We start from the raw sequence: 22380 nt of genomic DNA, 5'->3' as shown, positions 1-22380 counted from the left end.
ATGAGGGCGCTTGGGGAATACGAAAAGCTTATCGGGTATGAGTTCCGGGACAAGAAGCTGCTGGAAACGGCGCTGACCCACTCCTCCTATGCCAACGAGCATAAGACGGAGAGCTATGAGCGGCTGGAGTTCTTGGGGGACTCGGTGCTGGGCTTTGTTACGGCGGAGTACCTTTTTGAGAACATGGGCCACCTTTCAGAGGGACAGCTGACAAAGACCCGGGCGGCGCTGGTGTGCGAAAAGTCCCTCTGCGGGTTTTCAAGGAGCCTGGAGGTGGGCAGCTTTTTAAAGCTCAGCCACGGGGAGATGCACTCCGGGGGCCGGGAGCGGTCCAGCATTCTGGCGGACGTGTTCGAGTCCACCACAGCGGCCATATACCTTGACAGCGGGGAGCTCTCCGCCGCCAAGGAGTTTATACTGCGCTTTATAGTTCCCGCCGCAAAGACCAGCGGGCAGAAGGCCTTTAAGGACTACAAAACCACCTTGCAGGAGATAATCCAGCAGAACCCGGAGGAGAGACTGGAGTATGTCCTGACCGGGGAGAGCGGGCCGGACCACCAGAAGCATTTTACCGTTGAGGTGCACCTTAACAGCAACGTCATAGGCAAGGGCGGCGGCAGGAGCAAAAAGGAGGCCGAGCAGCAGGCCGCAAGAGAAGCTTTGGAACTGATGGGGTACTGATGGGCAGACACGCTAATATCGCCATATTTGTGCCCCATTTGGGGTGCCCCCGGCAGTGCAGCTTCTGCCAGCAGAGGACCATCACCGGGCAGCAGGAGGCGCCGGGGCCACAGGACGTGCTGGCGGCGGCAGAGACGGCGGCGGGGTCCCTTTCGGACTGCTCCGGCGCGGAGATAGCTTTCTTCGGCGGGAGCTTTACAGCCATAGACCGGGGGTATATGCTCTCCCTGCTTGAAGCGGCGAAACGGGCCGTGGAGCGGTACGGCTTTAAAGGGGTCAGGTGCTCCACCCGGCCGGACGCTATAGACAGTGAAGTGCTGGATATTTTGCAGGCCCACAGGGTCACGGCGGTGGAGCTGGGGGCCCAGTCCATGGACGACGGGGTGCTTCTGGTGAACAGGCGAGGGCATACCGCCGAAGACACCAGGAAAGCGGCGGGGCTTATACGCCGGGCGGGACTGGAGCTGGGCTTGCAGATGATGACAGGGCTCTATACCAGCACGGAGGAAAAGGACCTTGAGACCGCCAGGGAGTTTTTGAAGCTTCTGCCCGCCACGGTGCGGGTGTACCCCACCATAGTGCTGCCGGGGACAGAGCTCTGCCGGCTGTATGAGGCCGGGGAGTACAGACCCCAGGAGCTCGGGGAGGCCGTGGAGCTGTGCGCGGAGCTCCTGGAGATGTTCGAGGGCGCGGGCGTGCGGGTGATACGTATGGGGCTGCACCCGGGAGAGGAACTGGAAAGACGGAGGGTGGCCGGACCTTACCATCAGGCGTTTCGGCAGCTGGTGGAGAGCAGACTGTTCCTTGATAAGCTCCGGGCCCAGTTGAAGGAACCGGGGGAGTACCGGGTCAGGGTGAACCCTCGGGATATTTCCACGGCATTGGGCCAGGGGCGAGAGAACCCGCGGCGGCTCTCGGAGCTGGGGTATTCGGTGACGTTTATCCAGGACGAGACAGTGAAAAGGGGTGGTTTTGCCCCTGTGGACCAGCAAGGAGAAAAATAATGCGCAGACAAAAGCTTATAATACTCAGCGGCTCGCCCTGCGTGGGCAAGAGCACGGCGGGGGATATACTGTTCCGAAGCTACGAGAACTCGGCGTACCTGGACGGCGACTGGTGCTGGTGCGTGAACCCCTTTGACCTGGACGACCCCAGGCTCCGGGAGGGGGACAGGGCCATGTCGGCAGTGCTGTCGAACTATCTTCGGCTGGACTTTGAATATGTGGTGTTCTGCTCGGTGGTGGCCATGTATGAGAAAATCCGGGAGGGCATTTTGGAGGATATTACCGAAGAGGACTACCAGGTGATAGGCTTCACCCTGACCTGTTCGGAGGAGACCCTGAGAGAGCGGCACAGAAAGCGCGGCGATAAGAACGAGTGCTCTATGGAGTGGCTGCGCCTGCCGCACTATCCGGGGGATCATGTGATATATACCGACGGCAAAACGCCGGGACAGGTGGCACAGGAGATGAAGGAGATAATTGACGGATATGGAAATTAGGACCAGGGACCTTATACTGCGCACAGTTGGGCCCGGGGACATAGACGAGACAGCCCGCATGTGGGACTTTGAGCACGGGGATATCCCCCGGGATGAGGCCTTGAGGGTGCTGGAGCGCATGGAGGAGAACCACAGCAGGAACGTCCCCGGGCGCATATGGCACCTATGCCTGGCGGTCACAGAGAGGGACGAGCCCGGAAAAATCATAGGCTGGTGCGGGCTGGATGGTACCTCGGGGGAGGAGCTTCACATTTTCTATTCCATCGGGCGTGACTATAGGGGCCAGGGATATGCCACACAGGCCGCCCGGGCCATACTCGACTACGGATTCAGGACCGCGGGCGTGCCCTATGTGAACGGCGGCTGCCATAGGGATAACATCGCCTCCTATAGGGTGATGGAGAAGGCCGGCATGAGGCGGGCCGGACAGCAGGAGAACGGCGACCCCATCTTCTATTTGAGCAAGGAGACTTACCTTAATGATATTGAAATCGCTGGAGCTTCAGGGCTTCAAGACCTTCCCGGATAAGACCACGCTGTCCTTTGAGAGGGGCATAACCTCGGTGGTGGGCCCCAACGGCAGCGGCAAGAGCAATATAAGCGACGCCATGCGCTGGGTGCTGGGGGAGCAGTCCCTGCGCTCTCTGCGCTGCTCCAAGATGGAGGACGTCATCTTCGGCGGCACCCCCCAGCGGCGGGCCCAGGGCTTTGCCGAGGTCACCCTGACCATTGACAACGCCGACCGGGCGCTGCCCTTTGACAACGACCAGGTGGCCATAACCCGCCGGTACTATAGGTCCGGGGAGAGCGAGTATCTTATCAACAAGAGCACCGTAAGGCTTAGGGACATAAACGAGCTGTTTATGGACACGGGCCTTGGCCGGGACGGGTATTCCATTATAGGCCAGGGCAAGATCGACAGCATTGTGGCCGCCAAATCAGAGGACCGGCGGGAGATATTCGAGGAGGCGGCGGGCATATCCCGCTACCGCTACCGCAAGGAGGAGGCCGAGCGCAGGCTCTCGAAGGCCGAGGAGAACCTTGTGCGCCTTCGGGATATTCTAAGCGAGCTGGAGGGCCGGGTGGGCCCCCTAAAGGAGCAGGCCGAGAAGGCGGAGAAGTTTATAGAGTACGACGGGGAGAAGAAGGGCCTGGAGATAGGCATATGGCTCGAGACCCTGCGCCGGTCCGCCCAGGGCATTAGGGAGCACAGGGACAAGATAGGCCTCGCCCAGTCCCAGCACAGGCAGATAGAGGAGGAGCTGGAGCGCATAGCCCGGCGCACTGAGGAGAACCTGCGGGAGGTGAACGGCTGCACCGCCGCCATGGACGCGGCCCGAAACGAAGCCGCCGCCCTTGACGAGCAGGCTGTGCGGGCCGAGGGCGAGGCAGGGCTTTTGGAACAGGAGACAGCTCATAACGCCCAGGATATTTTAAGGCTCCGGGGGCAGATAGAAGCCGCGCGGCGGTCACGTGAGGACACGGAGAAGGAAATAGAAGACAAGCGGTCCCGGCTTACGGAGCAGGAGCGGCGCATAGAGGAGAGCCAAAAGAAGCTGGGCGATTTCACCCAGGCTCTTGAGGAACTGCGAAAGGGCGCGGACCAGGCTACCAGGGAGATAGAGCTGGCGGCGGCAAAACTGGCCGGGGTGAACGCCAGCCTTTCAGAGGAGCGGGTACAGATAAGCTCGGCCCAATCCTCCATGGAGGAGATACTGCGCCGGGCTCAGGCCGTTGAGGAGAGCGTCCGCCAGACAGAGGAGCGCCGGGAGGCCGCCGAGAAGGAGGGCCGGGAGCTCTCAGAACTCTTAGAGGGCATAGAGAAGGAGATAGCCGCAAAGGAGAACGCCGTAAAGGGCTATCAGCTGCGCCTTGAGAGCCGTAGGCAAAGGGTGCAGCAGAGCAAGGACCAGGTGGACAGGCTGACCCTTGACACCAACGAGCAGCTAAGGCGCGCCAAGCTCTTGGAGGACCTGGAGCGGAGCATGGAGGGCTTCGGCCAGAGCGTTAAGGCCGTGATGAGAGAGTCGGGGCGCGGGATGCTAAAGGGCATTTGCGGGCCGGTAACGCGCATAATCAAAGTGCCCGGGGAGTATGCCGTGGCCATAGAGACGGCCCTGGGGGCGGCAATGCAGAATATCGTGGTGGAGACCGAGGGTGACGCCAAGGCCGCCATCAGCTTTTTAAAGCAGCGGGACCAGGGCCGGGCCACCTTCCTGCCCCTTACCACCGTGAAGGGCCGGACCATAGACAGGCGGGAGATGGAGAATATCCCCGGTTTTGTGGGCATAGCCTCAGAGCTATGCGGCTGTGAGGAGCGCTTTGACGGCATAAAAGCCTCCCTTCTGGGCCGGGTGGCCGTGGCCGAGGACCTGGACAGCGCGGTCTCCATTGCCAAACGCACCGGCTACAGATACCGGGTGGTGAGCCTGGACGGCCAGGTGGTGAACGCCGGGGGCTCCCTGACGGGCGGCTCCCGGGCCAAGAACTCGGGACTTCTCAGCCGGGCCGGGGAGATAGAGCGCATTAGGGCGAAGGCGGCGGGCCTTCGGGAGCAGACGGAGAAGGCCGCGGCGGCTCTTAAAGAGAGCCAGCGGGAGCTGTCTGCCTGCGAGGCCGAGCTGGACGCGGCCCAGGGGGAGCTGGGCTCCTTGCAGGAGGAGCGCACCAAGGTGACGGCGGAGCTGGCTGCGGCCGGCCGGGAGCTGGAGAGCATAAGGCAGAGCGCAGGAGAGCTCATAAAGGAGCGGGCCAATGCCGGAGAGCGGCTGGAGGCCCTGAATAAATCCCAAGCTGAGAGCAAGGAGCGGCTGGAGGCCCTTGAGCAGGAGGCCAAGGACTGGCAGCAAAAGAGTCAGGCCCTTACTGGGGACAGGCAGGAGCAGCTGGACCGCTGTGACCAGATTGGCGAGACGGTCCAGGCTCTCAGGATGGAGGAGTTCTCCGCCAGGAAGGACCGGGACGCGCTTACAGAGACCCTGCGGGAGCTTGCGGCCCGGCAGGAGGACTCTGCCGGCGAGCAGCAGAGGCTTTTGGAGGAGATAGGCGCCCTTGAGGAGAAGAACCGGGGCCTTGAAGAGGATATATTAAGACAGAAGGAGCAGATAGAGTCCCTGAGGGCCTCGGCCCGGGACACGCGGGCAAAGGTCCAGGAACAGGCCGAAAAACGCGCGGAGCTTGAGCAGGAGTCCTCAGAGCTGAGAAGCACCGAGAGGGAGGCCCTGGCCCGCCGGGAGAGCGCCGCCGGGGAGCTGGCAAGGCTCCAGGAGCGGGAGGGGAATTTGCAGAAGGAGTACGACGGCCTTACAAACCGGCTCTGGGAGGAGTACGAGCTGACCCGCCGGGAGGCCGAGGAGGTGGCCGCCGAGATAGACGACCTGCCTAGGGCCCAGCGCAGACTGGCGGAGCTTAAGAACAAGATTAAGGCCCTGGGCTCGGTGAACGTGGGGGCCGTGGTGGAGTATAAGGAGGTCTCGGAGCGCTATGACTTCCTCAGTAAACAGGTGGGGGACGCGGAGAAGTCCAAGAAGGAGCTTCTGGACCTGATAACCCAGCTGGTGGGGGCCATGCAGGAGCAGTTTATCGAGCGCTTCGGCAGGATAAACGAGAACTTCGGCCATATCTTCCGGGAGCTCTTCGGCGGGGGAGCGGCAGAACTCAGCTTCTCGGACCCGGAGAACGTGCTCACCTCGGGCATTGACATAAAGGTGCACCCGCCGGGGAAGATAGTGACACATATCGAGTCCCTGTCCGGCGGCGAAAAGGCCCTGGTGGCCATATCCATATACTTTGCCATAATGCGGGTGAACCCGCCGCCCTTCTGCGTGCTGGACGAGATAGAGGCCGCCCTGGACGACGTGAACGTCACAAGGTTTGCCCAATACTTACGCCGTATGACCGGCAAGAGCCAGTTTATCACCATCACCCACAGGCGCGGCACCATGGAGGGGTCGGATATGCTGTATGGGGTGACTATGCAGGACCAGGGCATCAGTAAGCTCTTGGCGCTGCGGACGGACGAGGCGGCGGAGTATGGCTCATAACGCGAAAAGGAGAGTAAAAAATGGGAATCTTTGAAAAAATACGCCAGGGCCTGAAAAAGACCCGGGACAGCATCTCCGGGCAGATAGCCCAGATGGTGAACTCGTTCACAAAGATAGACGAGGAGCTCTTTGAGGAGCTCGAGGAGCTTCTTGTGATGGGCGACGTGGGCATGGACACAGCGGAGTTCATCACAGGGGAGCTCCGCCGGGTGATAAAGGAGAAGGGCATAACGGACCCGGCGCTTATAATGGACGAGCTCCAGGGAATCGTCCGGGAGCTGCTCTCTGGGGACTGCGCCCTGCATATTGGCACAAAGCCCTCGGTGATACTGGTGATAGGCGTAAACGGCGTGGGCAAGACCACGGCCATCGGGAAGCTGTCCGCCCTGCTGAAGGCCCAGGGCAAGTCTGTTATCCTGGGCGCGGCGGACACCTTCCGGGCGGCGGCCATAGAGCAGCTGGAGGTCTGGGCCCAGCGGGCGGAGGTGCCCATGATAAAGCAGGGCGAGGGCTCTGACCCGGCGGCGGTGGTGTTTGACACCATCGCGGCGGCCAAGGCCCGGGGCTGTGACGTGATAATTTGCGACACGGCGGGGCGGCTGCACAACAAGAAGAACCTGATGGACGAGCTTTCCAAGATATCGAGAATAATCGACCGGGAGCTGCCCGGCTGCGACCGGGAGAACCTGCTGGTGCTGGACGCGGCCACCGGGCAGAACGCCGTGAACCAGGCCAGGGAGTTCATGGGCGCGGCGGGGATAACCGGCATTGTGCTGACAAAGCTGGACGGCACCCCAAGGGGCGGCGTGGTGCTGCCCATCAAGCGGGAGCTGGGTCTGCCGGTGAAGTTCGTCGGCGTGGGGGAACAGATAGACGACCTGCAGCCCTTTGACCCGGGGGCCTTTGCGGCGGGGCTGTTCAACATGGAGGAGCCCGCCCAGGCTGCGCCTGATGTAAAGGAGGGTCCTTTACAGGAGGACATAGCTGCAAAGCAGAAGCCCTTGCAGACATCTGCGCCAGAACCCTTGCAGGTGCCTGAGGTTGAACCCGCACCTGAAAACGAGAGCCCGGAGGAGAAGCACGCCCGATTCAGGCGCTTTGCCGAGGGGCTTATGGCAAGGCTTGACGAAAACGAGAGCGTCCGGGACATACTCCCAGAGTTGAAGGTTTGGCTGGACGACCGGGAACTGGACCGGGACGACCAGCGGCTGGCCCGGAACCTTATGCTCACCGCCGGGAAGCGGGAGCAGTGACATAGGAGGACATCATCATGAAATACGTGATAGCGACCCATAACAAGGGCAAGCTGGTGGAGTTCCAAAGGCTTCTGGAGCCTATGGGCATAGAGGCTGTGACCATGGACATCGCGGAGCCCGAGGAGACCGGCAGGACCTTTGCGGAGAACGCCTTTATAAAGGCCGAAGCCGCCTGTAGGGAGACAGGCCTGCCCGCCGTGGCGGACGACTCGGGGCTCTGTGTGGACTATCTTGGCGGCGCGCCGGGGATATACTCGGCGAGATTTGCCGAACCGGGTAAAAGACGACTGACGGTCCTTGAGAAGCTGAAGGGCGTGCCCGAGGAGCAGCGCGGGGCGCACTTTGTCAGCGCGGTCTGCTGCGTGTTCCCCAACGGCGACAGGATAGAGGCCGAGGGCAGGTGCTTCGGCAAAATAGCCTTTGAGAGCCGGGGGGAAAACGGCTTCGGCTATGACTCCATTTTCCAGCAGGGGGACGTGACCTTCGGGGAGCTCTCTGCCCAGGAGAAGGACGCGCGGAGCCATAGGGGCCACGCCTTCGCGGAGTTTGAGAAGAAACTGAGGGAATATCTTGGTAAAACAGAGAAATGAGGGTGATATATTGACCAGCAAGCAGCGGGCGTATCTGCGCTCTTTGGCAGTGAACCAGGACACCATACTGTATGTGGGCAAGTCCGGTCTCGGGGCCCAGGTATTTAAGGAGGCCGGGGACGCTTTAAAAAAGCGGGAGCTCATAAAGGGCCGGGTCCTGCCGGAGACCTGCCCCAGCACCCCGAGAGAAGCCGCCGAGACCATAGCCGCCGCCACCGGCTCAGAGGTGATCCAGGTGATAGGCAGCAGATTTGTGCTCTATAAGCCGGACCCCAAAGAACCCAGGATAAAGCTGCCCAAATGAGGACGGGGGTTTACGGGGGGACCTTCAACCCCATACATCGGGGACACGTGCATATTCTCAGGGAGTTTATAAAGCGGCTGGACCTTCGAAGGGTGCTGCTTATCCCCGACGGCACTCCGCCACATAAGCGGGCCGAGGACCTGGCCCCGCCGGAGGACCGGGTGGAAATGTGCAGGCTTGCGGTGCAGGAGCTTGACATAGTGGAGATAAGTCAAATGGAGCTTGCGCGCCCCGGCAAGAGCTTTACCAGCGACACTCTGACCGAGCTCCACGGGCTTTACCCCAGGGACGAGCTGTATTTTCTCATGGGCGAGGATATGTTCCTGACCGTGGACAAGTGGCACGACGCGCCCACCATATTCCGGCTGGCGGTGCTCTGCGCGTCCCCAAGAAGCCCGGAGGGCTATAAGAGGCTCCTTGAGAAGGAGAAGGAGCTCATAGGGCTTGGGGCCCGGTGCCGGGTGGTGGATATACCCTTTCTGGACGCGTCGTCCACAAGGGTAAGGGAGCTTGCCCGGGCGGGCAGGGATATCTCCGGGCTGGTGCCGGAGGAGGTGGCCGGGTATATAAGCGGGAACAGAATATATGGAGGTGCGGAAATATGACCTTTGAGGAATACGAGGCGGCAGTAAAGCCCCATCTCAGCGAGCGCAGGTTTTACCACAGCCAGTGCGTGGCAAAATGCGCGGCGGAATTGGCGGAGAAATATGGCGCGCAGGTGGAGAAGGCACGGCTTGCCGGGATACTCCACGATGTGATGAAGGACACGGCCCCCGAGGAACAGTTGAAAATCATGGAGCGCTCTGGTATAATACTGACAGAAGCCCAGCGGCGCAACACAAAGCTCTGGCACGCCCTGTCCGGCGCGGCCTTTGTGGAGCGTGAGCTGGGGGTCACGGACCGGGAGATATTGGACGCCATCGCCTGCCACACAGGGGGCAAGGCTGGGATGACGGCCCTTGACAAGGTGCTTTTTGTGGCGGACTACATCTCTGCGGACCGGGACTATCCCGGGGTGGAGGAGCTGAGAAGAGCCGCCCAAAGCAGCCTTGAGGAGGTGATAGTAGAGGGGGTTACCTTCACCATGCAGGAGCGCATGGGGGAGCGTATGACCATGGAGCCCCGCTCTATCGACGCATACAACGAGGCGCTCTGGATATTAGAGAGCAAACAGAAAGGATGAAGCAAATGGAGTCTTTTGAACTGGCAAAAAGCGCCGCCCGCCTGCTGGACGAAAAGAAGGCGGAGAATATCAGCGTGATAAAGATAGACGACATCTCAAGCCTTGCGGACTATTTTGTGATAGCCAACGGCCGGGGCAGCACCCACGTGCGCAGTCTTTCGGACGAGCTGGAGGAGAAGCTGAAGCTTATGGGCGTTATGCCCATGAGGATAGAGGGCTACCGCTCTGACAACTGGGTGCTTATGGACTATGCCAATGTGGTGGTGCACATCTTCACCCAGGAGGCCAGGGACTTCTATGACCTGGACCGGCTTTGGGCCGACGGCGTTAAGACGGACTGGCAGGAGGACAGGTTTTTGATGGAGTATGAGGCGAAGACGGAGGAAACGCCTTGACAAACCCCGCCCCATAGTGTATAATCATCATCAGAAAAATAGCTAAAGACTGTGACGGGAGGAAGGCGCTGCGGCCGCTTTTCAGAGAGCCTGCGGAGGGTGCGAGCAGGCAGCAGGCACGGCGCGCATACTGGTCCCCGAGTCTCCCCACCCAAAGGCGGCGCTTAGTAGGCCGGGGACGTGTGGCGGCGTTATATGCCAAGCCTTGTTGGAGGCTGTGAGGGGGTATGCGTGAGCGTGCCCTGAAATCACGGGTGGTACCGCGAAATTTTCGCCCCGGACGCTATAGAATGAGCGTCCGGGGTTTTTAACTTTATCAGAAAGGATGATGCAAAATGAAATACGACCACAGATCCATCGAACCAAAATGGCAGAAAAAGTGGGAGGAAAAGGGAGCTTTCCACGCTGAAAATGGCTCCCCCAAGGAGAAGTTTTACGCCCTTATCGAGTTCCCCTACCCCTCGGGCGCGGGCCTGCACGTGGGGCACCCCAGGCCCTATATAGGTCTGGACGTTGTAGCCAGGAAGCGCCGCTTGCAGGGCTATAACGTGCTGTACCCCATCGGCTGGGACGCCTTCGGCCTGCCCGCCGAGAACTATGCCATCAAGAACCATGTGCACCCCGAGGGCATAACCCGGGAGAACATCGCCCGGTACAAGCGGCAGATACAGTCCCTGGGCATCTCCTTCGACTGGAGCCGGGAGATAGCCACCATCGACCCGGAGTATTACAAGTGGACCCAGTGGATATTTTTGCAGCTCTATAAGCACGGGCTGGCGTATAAGAAGGAGATGAACGTCAACTGGTGCACCAGCTGCAAGTGCGTGCTCGCAAACGAGGAGGTCGTAAACGGCGTGTGCGAGCGCTGCGGCAGCGAGGTGGTGCACAAGGTAAAGAGCCAGTGGATGCTGAAGATCACCGAGTATGCCCAGCGGCTTATAGACGACCTGGACAAGGTGGACTATCCCGAGCGGGTCCGTCTCCAGCAGAAGAACTGGATAGGACGCTCCACCGGCGCGGAGGTGGACTTCGACACCAGCGCCGGGGATAAGCTTAAAATCTACACCACCCGCCCCGATACCCTCTATGGGGCCACATATATGGTAATCTCCCCGGAGCACCCCTATATAGAGAAGTGGGCGGATAAGCTTGACAATATGGGCGAGATAAGGGAGTACCAGGCCCAAGCGGCAAGAAAGTCCGACTTCGAGCGCACCGAGGTGGCAAAGGAGAAGACGGGTGTAAAGCTCCTGGGCGTTACAGCTGTCAACCCGGTGAACGACAAGGAGATACCCATCTTCATCTCCGACTACGTCCTTGTAAGCTACGGCACCGGGGCCATTATGGCCGTGCCCGCCCACGACGACCGGGACTGGGACTTTGCCAAGAAGTTCAATTTGCCCATCATCGAGGTGGTGAAGGGCGGGGAGGTACAGTCTGCCGCCTTTACAGACTGCGAGACCGGCATAATGGTGAACTCCGGGATTCTCGACGGCCTGAGCGTTGAGGACGCAAAGGTTAAGATCACCGAGTTCCTTGAGGAGAAGGGCATCGGCCACGCCAAGGTGAACTATAAGCTCCGGGACTGGGTGTTCTCCCGCCAGCGCTACTGGGGCGAGCCCATACCCATGGTCTACTGCGAGAAGTGCGGCTGGCAGCCCATAGACGAGAGCGAGCTGCCTTTAAGGCTCCCCCAGGTGGACAGCTACGAGCCCACGGACACCGGGGAGTCGCCGCTGGCGAAGATGACGGACTGGGTGAACACCACCTGCCCCCACTGCGGCGGGCCGGCCAAAAGAGAGACCGACACCATGCCCCAGTGGGCCGGGTCCTCCTGGTACTTCCTGCGGTATATGGACCCCAGCAACGACAAGGCCCTGGCCTCTAAGGAGGCCCTGGAGTATTGGTCCCCGGTGGACTGGTACAACGGCGGCATGGAGCACACCACCCTGCACCTCTTATACAGCCGCTTCTGGCACAAGTTCCTCTACGATATCGGCGTTGTCCCCACCCCGGAGCCCTATGGAAAGCGCACCAGCCACGGCATGATATTGGGCCTTAATCCCCATAACCTCCAGAACCTGCCCTCCTCTGAGCAGAAGAAGCTCATAGAGGAGCACGGCAGCCAGGAGAAGGCTCAGGCGGCGCTCAGAGAGCAGTTTGGCGAGATGGCCGACCACCCCATTGTAAAGATGAGCAAGTCCCTGAATAACGTGGTGAACCCTGACGACCTGGTGGAGGAGTTGGGCGCGGACACCGTGCGGCTCTACGAGATGTTCATCGGCGACTTTGAGAAGTCCGCCCCCTGGAGCACCGCCGGGGTCAAGGGCTGCAGAAGGCTTGCGGACAGGTACTGGGCTTTGCAGGATAATCTTATAGACAGCGAGGATATCCGCCCGGAGCTTGAGACCTCCCTCCATAAGGCCATCAAGAAGGTGGGCGAGGACATCGAGACCCTAAAGTTCAACACGGCCATCGCCACCCTTATGGCCCTGATAAACGAGATAGGCCAGAAGGGCAAGGGCATAACCAGGGGAGAGCTCAAAATATTCACCCTGCTTCTGAATCCCTTCGCGCCCCATATCACAGAGGAGGTCTGGGAGGCCTGCGCGCTTGGCGAAGGCATGGCCTGCCAGCAGAGCTGGCCCGAGTACGACGAACAAAAGACCAAGGACAGCACCGTTGAGATAGTGGTGCAGATAAAGGGCAAGGTCCGCTCCAGGATAAACGTGCCCGCGGATATCAGCAAGGAAGACGCTTTAGCCGCCGCAAAAGCTGACGAGAAGATAGCCGCCGAGATAGCCGGGAAGGAGATTGTAAAGGAGATATATGTGCCCGGAAAGCTTGTAAATCTTGTGATAAAATAAGCAGTTTAAAAGCAGAAATCCCCGGTTCTACCGGGGATTTCTTATGCCTTTTTTACTTTAGCCTGTGCTGGTATTTCCGATAGGCATTGCTCCCGGCGGCGAACAGGGCCAGCAGCGCGCAGGCTATCAGCAGCACCCACATGATGACGGCGAAGATGCCCTTGAGGTCCAGCCCGCCGCAGTCCCAGAGCCAGTCAAGGCCTCGGGTGAAGGGGGTCAGCATAAGGTCGAAGATGGCCCCCAAAGCCCTCATGCCGAAGTTAAAGACGGCCCCGAAGAACCGCAGGCTTAAATCAGCCACCCAGGAGATAAGCCTCCAGGCGTAGCCGAACATGGTGGAAAAGAGATCGAAGATAGATAGTGTCATGTTAATACCCCCTGTATATTGTGTTTAGTTGGCGCTCTCGACTATTTTATAGTAGGTCCGGGCAGTGAGCAGGTAGATGACAAGGTAGAAGACGCTGAACACCAGCACACAGCCCGCCATAGACAGAAGTATCAGGTCAAGGTTCGTCATCATCATGAGCATGAGTATCTTTTGCAGCATGGGGAAGGCGAAGCACAGGTGCACGATAGCCATCAGAAGCGGCAGGAAGAAGACCATGAGCACCTGGCTGTGGATGCTGCGCTTTACCTCCTGGTGGCTCATGCCCACCTTCTGCATGATGTCAAAGCGCTTCGCGTCCTCATAGCCCTCTGAGACCTGCTTATAGTAGATGATGAGCACCGTACCCATTAAGAACATGGCCCCCATAAAGAGCCCCAGGAAGAACAGCCCGCCGAACAGGCCGGTGGCGTCCTCTCGCTCTTGTATCCTGTTATTGAAGGAGTAGCTCAGGCCCGAGGCGTTCAGCTCCTCAGTTGTCGCCCAGTTCCACTTCTCGTTTACGACCCAGTCCAGCAGCTCGTCATAAACGGCCTCTATGGTCTCCGGGTCGTGGCCGGAGAGGTCAAAGTCGAAGGTGTACTCCGGGTCCACCCAGGGCTTGTCGGAGGAGATACCCTCGCCGGGGTTGCGTATACGGCCGTCCACTATCAGCTCCGGGTCGCTTATCACCAGGCCGTACTTCTCGATACCTATATAGGCGGCGTACTCTGAATTGACATGGGGCATCTCTATCTCCTCCACCTGATAGGTCTTGCCGAAAAGGCCGATGGTCTCGCTGTCAAATGTGCCGTCCGGGTCGCTGAGGAGCACCCGCCCGCTGTCAAGAGTGTAATTTGTCCCGGCGAAGGCGTTGTAATCGTCCAAGTCAAAGACTGTGATGTAGGCGTAAATAGTCCCCTGCGAGGTCTCGTTCCTGAACTCAAAGCCGTCTCCCTGCCGGATAGCGCCCATGTTCCAGGCCCGGTACTCCAGCACGTCCTCTGTCTGCACGCCATGGGCGGCGGATATCTCCTGGGCCCTGGCCTTTACGGAGTCGAACTCCTCCTCCTTCACGCCGGTGAAGCCCAGGTTTATGTCCCGGGCGCAGCGGGTGCCTATCATGTCATCTATGCCGGTATACAGCGAGAAGGTGGTCGAAACTGTGACCAAGAGGCAGGTGAACAGTATGCAGATGGAGGCAAGGCCCGCCGCGTTCTGCTTCATTCTATAGAGCATACCCGATACTGTAGTGAAGTGCCGGGTCTTATAGTAGAAGCCCTTGTTTTTCTTCAGGAGCTTCAGCATGGCGGTTATGCCCACCATGAACAGCAGGTACGTGCCCAGTATCACAAGTATCACCGCCACAAAGAACATGGCAAGGGCCGCCACCGGGTCCTCGATGGTGAGGGCCAGGTAGTACCCTGCCCCTAAAAGCACCGCGCCTATAATGGCCAGGAGCCAGTGGGCCCGGGGCTCCTTCTCGCCGATCTCCCCGCCGTGGAGCAGCTCGATGGGCTTTGAAAGCCGCACCTGCAAAATATTGTAGAGGGCGGTCGCCAGAAAGATACAGGCGAAGAGTATGACGGTGTTCCTGATGCCGGAGAGGGGTATCAGAAAGGGGATAACCCCGGGCATACCCAGTAAGTTTTCCAGTATGAGGAAGAAAATCTTTGAGAATATTATACCGAAGCCAAGGCCCAGCAGGAGGCATACGGCGGCGGTCAGGACCGTCTCGGTCAGAAGGACTCCGGCGATATGCCGCTTCTCCATGCCAAGGATGTTGTAGAGCCCCAGCTCCTTCTTGCGGCGCTTCATCAAAAAGCTGTTGGTGTAAAAGAGGAAGATGGCGCCGAAGATGGCGATGACATATGTGCCGAGCTCCAGGGCCATGGCGGAGCTTGTGACTCCGTAGAAGTTAGACCCAGCGGTGCCCATAGTGAGGGCGAACAGCATATAGTACATCATGATTATCCCCGAGCCCGAGAGCAGGTAGGGCACCGTCACCCGGTAGCTGCTTTTAAGGTTGTGCACGGCCAGCTTTGGATACAGCTTAAACATTCCGCTCCTCCCCCTCTCTGCCGGTGGCAAGGACTGTCAGTGTATCAGAAATGCTCTGGTACATCTGGTCGTCGGTCTGGCTGCCACGGTATATCTGGTGGAAGACCTGGCCGTCCTTTATAAAGAGCACCCTGCCCGCCCGGCTTGCGGCCTGGGTGGAGTGGGTCACCATCAGGACCGTCTGTCCGGCGCGGTTCACCCCGGTGAAGATGTCCATTATCTGCCCGGCGGAGCGGGAGTCCAGGGCCCCGGTGGGCTCGTCGGCCAGTATCAGCTGGGGCTGGGTGATAATGGCCCGGGCGATGGCTGTGCGCTGCTTCTGGCCGCCGGATATCTCATAGGGGAACTTCTCTAAAAGCTCCTTTATCCCAAGGCTCGCGGCGATGGGTTCTAACCGCTGCCGCATTTCCGGGTACTTTTTCCCCGCCAGCACCAGGGGCAGAAAGATGTTGTCCTGGACGGAGAAGGTGTCAAGAAGGTTGAAGTCCTGGAACACGAAGCCCAGGTTGTCCCGGCGGAAAGCGGATATCTCAGACTCCCGAAGGGTGGTGATGTCCCGCATATTTAAAAACACGCTGCCAGAGGTGGGCTTGTCGAGGGCGGCCAGGATGTTTAAAAGGGTGGTCTTGCCGGAGCCGGACTCGCCCATTATGGCGGCGAACTCCCCCTGCTCCACGGTGAAGTTCACGTCTCTTATGGCCTGGACCTGGGCGCCGCCCAGGCGGTTCGAGTAGGTTTTCTTTAGATGTTCTACGTTTAGAAGGGGCATATGTTAATCTCCTTTTCGGTTTTTTGTTATGGTTTAAGTATAGCGGGTAATTCTTACAAAATCCATAAGACAGGCTTACAAAATGGGGCCGGTGGCTTACAGTTTTGTAAGGTTGCGGGCTTTGCCCGCCCCTTTTGTTTTTATGGGGAACTTCGTCCCCCATGCCCCCGCTTTTGCGGGCCCGGGCACGCTCTTTGGGCCGCTGTGGTCCGGGGCCCCAAAAAAGAAAAGCCCCCGAAGGGGTCAATCCTTCGGGGCCTCCGGCCGGGCGAGGTAGAGGAGCACCGTTGTGCCCTTGCCGGGCTCTGACTTTATCTCAAAGGGCGTTTGCAGCTTATCCAAAACTGACTTGCAAAGATACAGCCCCAGTCCGGTGCTGGACCTGTCGGCCCGGCCGTTCTGGCCGGTGAAGCCCCGTTCGCAGACCCGGGGCAGGTCGGCGGGGTCTATGCCTATGCCGGTGTCCGATATGCTCAGCACCTTGTCCCGGTCCATGGAGACAGTGACTCCGCCGGTGAAGGTGTACTTGGCGGCATTGGAGATAAGCTGTTCCAGCACGAAAAGCAGCCATTTTCCGTCGGTGACCACGCAGTTCTCAAAATCGCAGAGCTCGGCCCGCAGATTTTTGTAAATAAACTGGGTGGCAAACTTCTTCACAGCCTTTGCGGCAAGGGGCCGCACCGGGCATTTTTCAAGGCGCAGGTCGGAGCTCATGGAGTGCAGCCTGAGATACCCCAGCAGCATCTCCATATAGCGCTCTATCTTAAACAGCTCCTGACGCAGGGCTTCTGTCTCGCCGGCGGGGAGACGGCCCGACTGGAGTATCAGCCCCATGGCGGAAAGTGGGGTCTTTACCTGGTGCACCCATAGGGTGTAGTAATCCATAAGCTCCTCCTGCCGGGCGATGGCCTGGCTCTCAAGGCTGGCGGCCCTGGCGCGCAGGAGCTCGAAGGACTCCATAAGCAGAACTTCGGGCAGGGAGCCCCGGGGGGCGGCGGGCTCGGCAGCGCCCTGTGACGCCATGCGCTTTACAGCCTGGAGATGCCGGACTCTTCTATAGTACCCAACAAAATCGGGCACGGCCATAAATACGGCAAGAAGGAGGACAATAAGGGTGCAGTAGCCTGTCTCCAACGGCCGGAGCCCATAGAGCAGCATAAGGCCTGTCACGGCGGCCAGCAGTATAAGCCCGCAGAGCAGCACCCTGCGCCGGTCAAAGAGGTATCTGAAAAACAGCATATTTCCCTCCTGTCAGCCCAGCTGGTAGCCAAGGCCCTTTTTGGTGGCCAGCATACCCCCCAGCCCCACGGCCTCTAATTTTTTTCGCAGGCGCGATACATTCACCGTCAGGGTGTTGTCGTCGATAAAGCTCTCGCTCTCCCAAAGGCGCACCATCAGGTCGCTGCGGCTTACGGTGTGGCCGCCGTTTTCCATAAGTATCTGAAGGATGCGGAACTCATTTTTTGTCAGCTCCTGTTTGCCCTTTGGCCCCGACACCGTCTCGGCTCCAAGGTCCAGCAGGGCCTGCTCGTATTCCAGCAGGTTCACGCTGCCCTGAAGGGAGTAGGCCCTGCGCAGCACGGCCTGTATCTTGGCCGTCAGCACCGTGAGGTCGAAGGGCTTTGCGATAAAGTCGTCGCCGCCCAGCTCTATGGCGGTGACGATGTTGATATTGTCCGAGGCCGAGGACAGAAAGACCACCGGCGCCTTGGAGCGCTTTCTCAGCTCCTGGCAGTAATAATAGCCGTTATGCACCGGCAGGCCGATGTCCAGAAGCACCAGGTGGGGGTTAAAGTCCGTAAACTCCTCTATGACCCGGGAGAAGTCCCGGACAGAGCGGACCTGATAGCCCCACAGGGCCAGGTGCTCGGACACCGCCCGGCATATCACCGGGTCGTCCTCAACAATGAAGATTTTATACATTGCTCAGTATCTCCCGAAGCTCGTCGTAGCTCTCCGCCCGCCAAGTGTATTGGGGCGCTTTGCGCTCATTAGTCCAGGCTCCGGGCGGATCGTACCAGATGCTCCGAAGCCCGGCGTTGACGGCCCCCTGGAGGTCAGAGCTGGGGGAGTCGCCTATGACCACGGCCTCCGACCGGGAGAAATTCGGTATACTCGCGGCAACATGGTCGAAGTACCGCTTGTCCGGCTTGCCCACGCCCACGGCCTCTGAGACGAAAACCTCCTTGAAATAGGGGGCAAGGCCGGAGTTCCTTATCCGGGGGATCGCGCTGACAACATTGCCGTTGGTTATAATGTACAGATCATAGGTAAGGCTGAGTTCCTTTACAAGCTCCACCGCCCCGGGGTAGGCCGTGCCGGTCTCGGCCATGGCTGTGAAGTATTTTTCGTTTATAGCCTCCGGGTCCCCGGAAAGCCCGGTCTTTGAAAGAAACTCTATGAACCGGGAGATGTACAGCTCCTGCTTGGTGCACTCCCCCCGCTCGAAGCGGTCCCAGGCCCGGTTATTGCAGGCCTCATAGTGCCTGAGAAGCTCCTCCGAGTAGGGGCGCTGGGCTGCGAAGCAGGAGCCGTACATTATCTTAAAGGAGCGGACCATATCCTCGGGAAAGTCCAGAAGGGTATAGTCGGCGTCGAAAAGAAGAAAGCGCATATAATCATTCCTTCCCGCATATTTTATAGAGAAATTATACCCGCTTTTTGGGTTCGTGTCAATCTCGGGAGGACAAGTATATGAGAAGAAAAGGATTTCTAAAATACCTTGTGGTCTGGCTGGCCCTGGCCGGGTCGGTGGGGGCGGTTTGGCTCTTCGGCGGAGAGGGGAAGCCTTCGCAGCCCCAGATGCCCATGGTCAGGCTGGACCCCACAGGGGAGCCGGAGGAAATGGAGGTGCACGCGCCGGTGAGCAGTAAAGCAGAGGAGCTTGCGGGGGTCTGGGTGCCGTATATGTCCCTTGAGACCAAGGAGCACACAAGAGAGGCCTTTGAAGCCAATTTTAAGAGCATAGCGGACAGTGCAAAAGAAAAGGGGCTCAATGCCCTGTTTGTCCATGTGCGGCCCTTTTCCGATGCGCTTTATCCCTCTAAGCTGTACCCCTGGTCCCATATCCTTACGGGAACCCAGGGAAAGGACCCGGGTTTCGACCCGCTAAAGTTTATGGTGGAGTACACCCACGGGCTGGGGCTGGAGTTCCACGCCTGGATAAACCCCCTGCGGGTGTCCACGGACAAGACCCCGGGGGAGCTTTCGGGACAGATAGCGGAGCTTCGGGAGAGCGAGCCCTATTACTTTATGGAGTGGCAGGGGGCCCTATACCTGGACCCGGCGTACCCCTATGTGCGCACGCTGATAGCCAAGGGGGCGGGGGAGATAGCGGAGAAGTACCCGGTGGACGGCATACACTTCGACGACTACTTTTACCCCGCCGGGGACGAGAGCCTGGACGCGGAGGCCTATGGGCTGCACGTGGAGACGGTGTCCGAGCCCCTGGAACTCCAGGAGTGGCGCACCGCCAATATCAGCGCCATGGTGTCAGAGGTGTACAGCAGGGTTAAGGCCGCCCGGCCGGAGGTTCAGTTTGGCATCTCTCCCCAGGGGAATATAGAAAATGACCTGGGCATGGGCGCGGAGGTGAAGGCCTGGTGCGCCCTGCCCGGGTACGTGGATTATATATGCCCACAGGTGTACTATAGCTTTGAGAACCAGGGCCTGAACTATACAGAGGCCCTGGAGGACTGGCAGGGGCTTTATAAGCGCGAAGGGCTGAAGCTTTACATCGGTCTGGCCCTCTATAAGGCCGGGGACAGCGCCCAGGGGGAGGCCTGGGCCGGGGGCGACGTGATAAGCCGACAGATAGAAGCGGCAAGGGATTTGCCTTGTAATGGGGTAGTGCTTTACAGCAGTGCCTTTCTGGAGACCGAGCAGACCGCCATCGAGATGAAGAACGCAGTGGAGACCCTGGCGGGGGTGGAGGAAAAATGAAAGAGGGCCGGCGGCGAAAAGCCACCGGCCCTCTTTTGGCCTACTTGTCGAAGGAGGGGTTGAAGGCGTAGAAATTTTTGCTGTCCAGCCGGTCAGTGAGGAGGCGCAGCCCCTCGCCAAAGCGCTGGTAGTGCACGATCTCCCTCTCCCGCAGGAATTTGATGGGTTCGGCAACGTCCGGGTCGTCGGCAAAGCGCAGGATGTTGTCATAGCTCAGACGGGCTTTCTGCTCCGCCGCAAGATCCTCGTTCAGGTCCGCGATGGGGTCGCCGGTGACGGCGAAGGTAGCCGCAGAGAAGGGCGTGCCGGAGGCAGCCTGGGGATAGACGCCGGTGGTATGGTCCACGAAGTAATCCGCAAAGCCTGCCTCTTCTATCTGCTCGGGGGTCAGGCAGCGGGTAAGTTGATAGACGATGGTGCCGACCATTTCCAGGTGGGCCAGCTCTTCGGTGCCCTCCGAAGCACCGGTAATGTTCCGTTCGCGCTGTTTGGGGGCGAGCATGATACGGTGGGGTTTGCGATACATAGCTTTTCGACGTTTGAGAGGGTAAGGAAGTACGGCGAGGGGGAAAGCGCTGGAACACCTTATTCTATCAGGATTTCGGAGGTCGAGAGGAGGATAAACATATGTGGTGTGGCTTCCAAAAAATGTGAAATAGTGGAGTGGAAACCGTATGCTACTGGGTGGACAAGCTAAGGGGGGATTTTGTAGTAAACTACACCATCAATATACTTTGACAGGTTTGATTTACTGCACTTTCGATCCACTTCTCCGCACCCAAACGTCCTCAAATTATGGGCACAACGTAGACGCAGCCAGGAAAAGATTGATTTTTTGTCTGGCTTTGGGTATAATATTATAAGAAAGTCCAGTGGTAAGAAGTCAATAGAGAAATAGATGAAAAGTCAAAAGAAAAGCGGTGAAAAAGAAATGACATAGCAGCAAAAAGGCAACACCAACCAAAGCCCTGCCCCATGATATTTTTTTGAACAGGGCTTCGTTACCGAAAAGCGAGTAGGACTCAGCCCTCCGGCGGTATGTAGTTCCGCCCCTCCTTCAGCAGTCGAAAGACGAGCCGAACCAGTTTTCTGGCAGTTAAAGCGAGTGCGCGTTTGTGCTGGTATTTATTGACCTGTTTGTACTTGAGGTCATAGTAACGCCTGAACTCGGAGTCGCATCTTCTCACAGAGTTGGCGGCTTCCAGCAGATAGTAGCGAATGAAACGGTTGCCGGACTTAATGAGGCGGGTGTTCTGGGCTTCAAACTCACCGGACTGGTGCTGTTTCCAGACAAGACCGGCATATTTGGCGACAGAAGCCTGGGATTGAAAACGGTTGATGTCACCGATCTCAGCGATAATCCCGGCGGAGTAGACCTTGCCGATGCCGGGAACGGAGGTCAGGGTGTTTGGAAGGACAGCAAATATCTGTTCAATTTGTTTGTCAAGAACCTTGATTTGCTTTTCCAACGCCCGCATGGTGGCAATACAAACTGACATAGCTTGATTCACAGAATTATTTACAGTGATAGGCAGACGATAGGAGTTTCTGGCAGCAGTCTGAATGGCTTTAGCTTTTGCGGCAGGGTCGGCGAAGTTGCGGCCCTTCTCATCAATGAAAGCTGTGAGTTCATCCAAATCGGCATAAGCCAGCTCGTCCACAGTTTCAAAGCGTTCCATAAGAGCGATGGTGGTGGCGCTGGAGTTAGCTATGTCCTTGCCCTGCGCGAGACCGGAGCATTTCAAAAACAAATAGTTCGCAAAACGCTGTTTTTCACGGGTCAAGTCTTGTACAGCATAGAATCTGGCTCTGGTCAAGGTTTGCAGGGCTTTGTAGCGGTAGTCGTCCATATAGACCTCCTGGGTGATACGACCAAAACGGAGCTTATCGGCAATCACAAAAGCGTCCACATCATCGTTCTTGGGCAGTTCGGAGTAGGATTCCTTGAACTTGCTGACCTGCTTGGGATTGAGCACATGGATCTTGCGCTGGAACCGGCCCAGGGCGCCATCTTCCCGGAGAGCGTACACGAGATTATCTCCGTAGATGCCGGTGGCCTCCATGCCGATCACGACCTGTTCCAGGCCCATCGCGGTAAGTGCCGAAACGATTTTATCAATCAATATTTTAGCACCGCCTTGAGTGTTTTGTACTGTGAAATTACTGTGCTTTTCCCCATCAGGCCGCATGAGATAGGCTGTGTTCCCGCGGCTTCCCACATCAATGCCAACGAATAATTGATTCACGATTTCACCTCCTCGGGGTGGAAATTTTAGGACCAGCAGGCTCTAAGATACCCATGATAACCGGAAGCCTCAGCAACCTCGCGTATGAGAATCATTCCGAGGAGCGGCCGATGCGATTCCCTCCACTGCCTGTCCCAGCGGCTCGCCGCTGGGACAGAGGGGGCCGCACCACGGCAAA

The 22380-nt window shown here is 58.6% G+C and carries 20 protein-coding genes and 1 pseudogene; 13 read left to right on the top strand and 8 right to left on the bottom strand.

Annotated features, from left to right (window positions below):
• The 12 genes and pseudogenes from rnc to leuS all read left to right on the top strand — a co-directional run bounded on the left by rnc (position 1) and on the right by leuS (position 12820).
• Positions 1-681 (top strand): ribonuclease III, encoded by a 681-nt coding sequence (gene rnc / locus ADH66_RS14870; protein WP_066539164.1) that lies wholly within the window; start codon positions 1-3, stop codon positions 679-681.
• Positions 681-1685 carry an elongator complex protein 3 gene (locus ADH66_RS14865; RefSeq protein WP_066539165.1) on the top strand — a complete coding sequence of 335 codons (1005 nt, stop codon included), beginning with the start codon at positions 681-683 and terminating at the stop codon, positions 1683-1685. The genes rnc and ADH66_RS14865 overlap by 1 nt, the downstream gene beginning before the upstream one ends.
• Complete coding sequence (locus ADH66_RS14860; RefSeq protein ID WP_066539168.1) at positions 1685-2182, top strand: AAA family ATPase; 498 nt, start codon at positions 1685-1687, stop codon at positions 2180-2182. Before ADH66_RS14865 ends, ADH66_RS14860 begins: the two co-directional genes overlap by 1 nt.
• The gene (locus ADH66_RS14855) at positions 2172-2711 is read left to right on the top strand and encodes a GNAT family N-acetyltransferase (protein WP_066539169.1); all 540 of its coding nucleotides are present in this window, start codon (positions 2172-2174) and stop codon (positions 2709-2711) included. The genes ADH66_RS14860 and ADH66_RS14855 overlap by 11 nt, the downstream gene beginning before the upstream one ends.
• Positions 2662-6225: a chromosome segregation protein SMC gene (gene smc / locus ADH66_RS14850; RefSeq protein ID WP_066539172.1), complete on the top strand. Its 3564-nt coding sequence runs from the start codon at positions 2662-2664 to the stop codon at positions 6223-6225. Before ADH66_RS14855 ends, smc begins: the two co-directional genes overlap by 50 nt.
• A gap of 20 nt (positions 6226-6245) precedes the next feature.
• Positions 6246-7154: pseudogene (gene ftsY / locus ADH66_RS14845) on the top strand (signal recognition particle-docking protein FtsY); the annotation flags it as partial.
• A 341-nt stretch (positions 7155-7495) separates the two neighbouring features.
• Positions 7496-8071 (top strand): RdgB/HAM1 family non-canonical purine NTP pyrophosphatase, encoded by a 576-nt coding sequence (gene rdgB, locus ADH66_RS14840; RefSeq protein ID WP_066539174.1) that lies wholly within the window; start codon positions 7496-7498, stop codon positions 8069-8071.
• A gap of 7 nt (positions 8072-8078) precedes the next feature.
• Complete coding sequence (locus tag ADH66_RS14835; RefSeq protein WP_066541904.1) at positions 8079-8375, top strand: YhbY family RNA-binding protein; 297 nt, start codon at positions 8079-8081, stop codon at positions 8373-8375.
• Positions 8372-8980 carry a nicotinate-nucleotide adenylyltransferase gene (gene nadD / locus ADH66_RS14830; protein WP_066539176.1) on the top strand — a complete coding sequence of 203 codons (609 nt, stop codon included), beginning with the start codon at positions 8372-8374 and terminating at the stop codon, positions 8978-8980. Before ADH66_RS14835 ends, nadD begins: the two co-directional genes overlap by 4 nt.
• Positions 8977-9558: a bis(5'-nucleosyl)-tetraphosphatase (symmetrical) YqeK gene (gene yqeK, locus ADH66_RS14825; protein WP_066539178.1), complete on the top strand. Its 582-nt coding sequence runs from the start codon at positions 8977-8979 to the stop codon at positions 9556-9558. The genes nadD and yqeK overlap by 4 nt, the downstream gene beginning before the upstream one ends.
• A 5-nt stretch (positions 9559-9563) precedes the next feature.
• Positions 9564-9953 carry a ribosome silencing factor gene (gene rsfS / locus ADH66_RS14820; protein ID WP_066539179.1) on the top strand — a complete coding sequence of 130 codons (390 nt, stop codon included), beginning with the start codon at positions 9564-9566 and terminating at the stop codon, positions 9951-9953.
• Positions 9954-10288: 335 nt separating this feature from the next.
• The gene (gene leuS / locus ADH66_RS14815; RefSeq protein WP_066539181.1) at positions 10289-12820 is read left to right on the top strand and encodes a leucine--tRNA ligase; all 2532 of its coding nucleotides are present in this window, start codon (positions 10289-10291) and stop codon (positions 12818-12820) included.
• 52 nt (positions 12821-12872) lie between these two features.
• On the opposite strand, the gene ADH66_RS14810 is transcribed toward leuS, so the two are convergent.
• The 6 genes from ADH66_RS14810 to ADH66_RS14785 form a co-directional block, all read right to left on the bottom strand.
• A complete protein-coding gene (locus tag ADH66_RS14810) occupies positions 12873-13187 on the bottom strand; it encodes a hypothetical protein (protein ID WP_066539183.1) in 315 nt (104 codons plus the stop codon).
• Between the two features lie 24 nt (positions 13188-13211).
• A complete protein-coding gene (locus tag ADH66_RS14805; protein WP_066539185.1) occupies positions 13212-15245 on the bottom strand; it encodes an ABC transporter permease in 2034 nt (677 codons plus the stop codon).
• On the bottom strand, positions 15238-16014 hold the full coding sequence (locus ADH66_RS14800) for an ABC transporter ATP-binding protein (RefSeq protein WP_066539188.1): 777 nt from the start codon (positions 16012-16014) through the stop codon (positions 15238-15240). The genes ADH66_RS14805 and ADH66_RS14800 overlap by 8 nt, the downstream gene beginning before the upstream one ends.
• A gap of 243 nt (positions 16015-16257) precedes the next feature.
• Entirely contained in the window at positions 16258-17253 is a 996-nt protein-coding gene (locus tag ADH66_RS14795; protein ID WP_066539190.1) for a sensor histidine kinase, read from the bottom strand.
• A gap of 12 nt (positions 17254-17265) precedes the next feature.
• The gene (locus tag ADH66_RS14790) at positions 17266-17937 is read right to left on the bottom strand and encodes a response regulator transcription factor (RefSeq protein WP_066539191.1); all 672 of its coding nucleotides are present in this window, start codon (positions 17935-17937) and stop codon (positions 17266-17268) included.
• Positions 17930-18628 carry a YjjG family noncanonical pyrimidine nucleotidase gene (locus ADH66_RS14785; RefSeq protein ID WP_066539193.1) on the bottom strand — a complete coding sequence of 233 codons (699 nt, stop codon included), beginning with the start codon at positions 18626-18628 and terminating at the stop codon, positions 17930-17932. Before ADH66_RS14785 ends, ADH66_RS14790 begins: the two co-directional genes overlap by 8 nt.
• A gap of 80 nt (positions 18629-18708) precedes the next feature.
• Between ADH66_RS14785 and ADH66_RS14780 the strand changes: the two genes are divergently transcribed.
• Positions 18709-19956: a glycoside hydrolase family 10 protein gene (locus ADH66_RS14780; RefSeq protein ID WP_066539195.1), complete on the top strand. Its 1248-nt coding sequence runs from the start codon at positions 18709-18711 to the stop codon at positions 19954-19956.
• Positions 19957-19996: 40 nt separating this feature from the next.
• Here the strand turns inward: ADH66_RS14780 and ADH66_RS14775 are convergent, their stop codons facing one another.
• Positions 19997-20458 carry a manganese catalase family protein gene (locus tag ADH66_RS14775; protein WP_236757252.1) on the bottom strand — a complete coding sequence of 154 codons (462 nt, stop codon included), beginning with the start codon at positions 20456-20458 and terminating at the stop codon, positions 19997-19999.
• A gap of 520 nt (positions 20459-20978) precedes the next feature.
• Positions 20979-22202, bottom strand: coding sequence for an IS110 family RNA-guided transposase (locus tag ADH66_RS14770; RefSeq protein ID WP_066539196.1), 1224 nt, complete (start codon positions 22200-22202; stop codon positions 20979-20981).
• Positions 22203-22380: the final 178 nt, after the last annotated feature.

It is taken from the genome of Acutalibacter muris, assembly GCF_002201475.1.
Classification (GTDB): Bacteria; Bacillota; Clostridia; order Oscillospirales; family Acutalibacteraceae; genus Acutalibacter; species Acutalibacter muris.
Note: the sequence above shows the minus strand (reverse complement) of the source record. Positions and strands in the feature narration are given on the sequence as shown.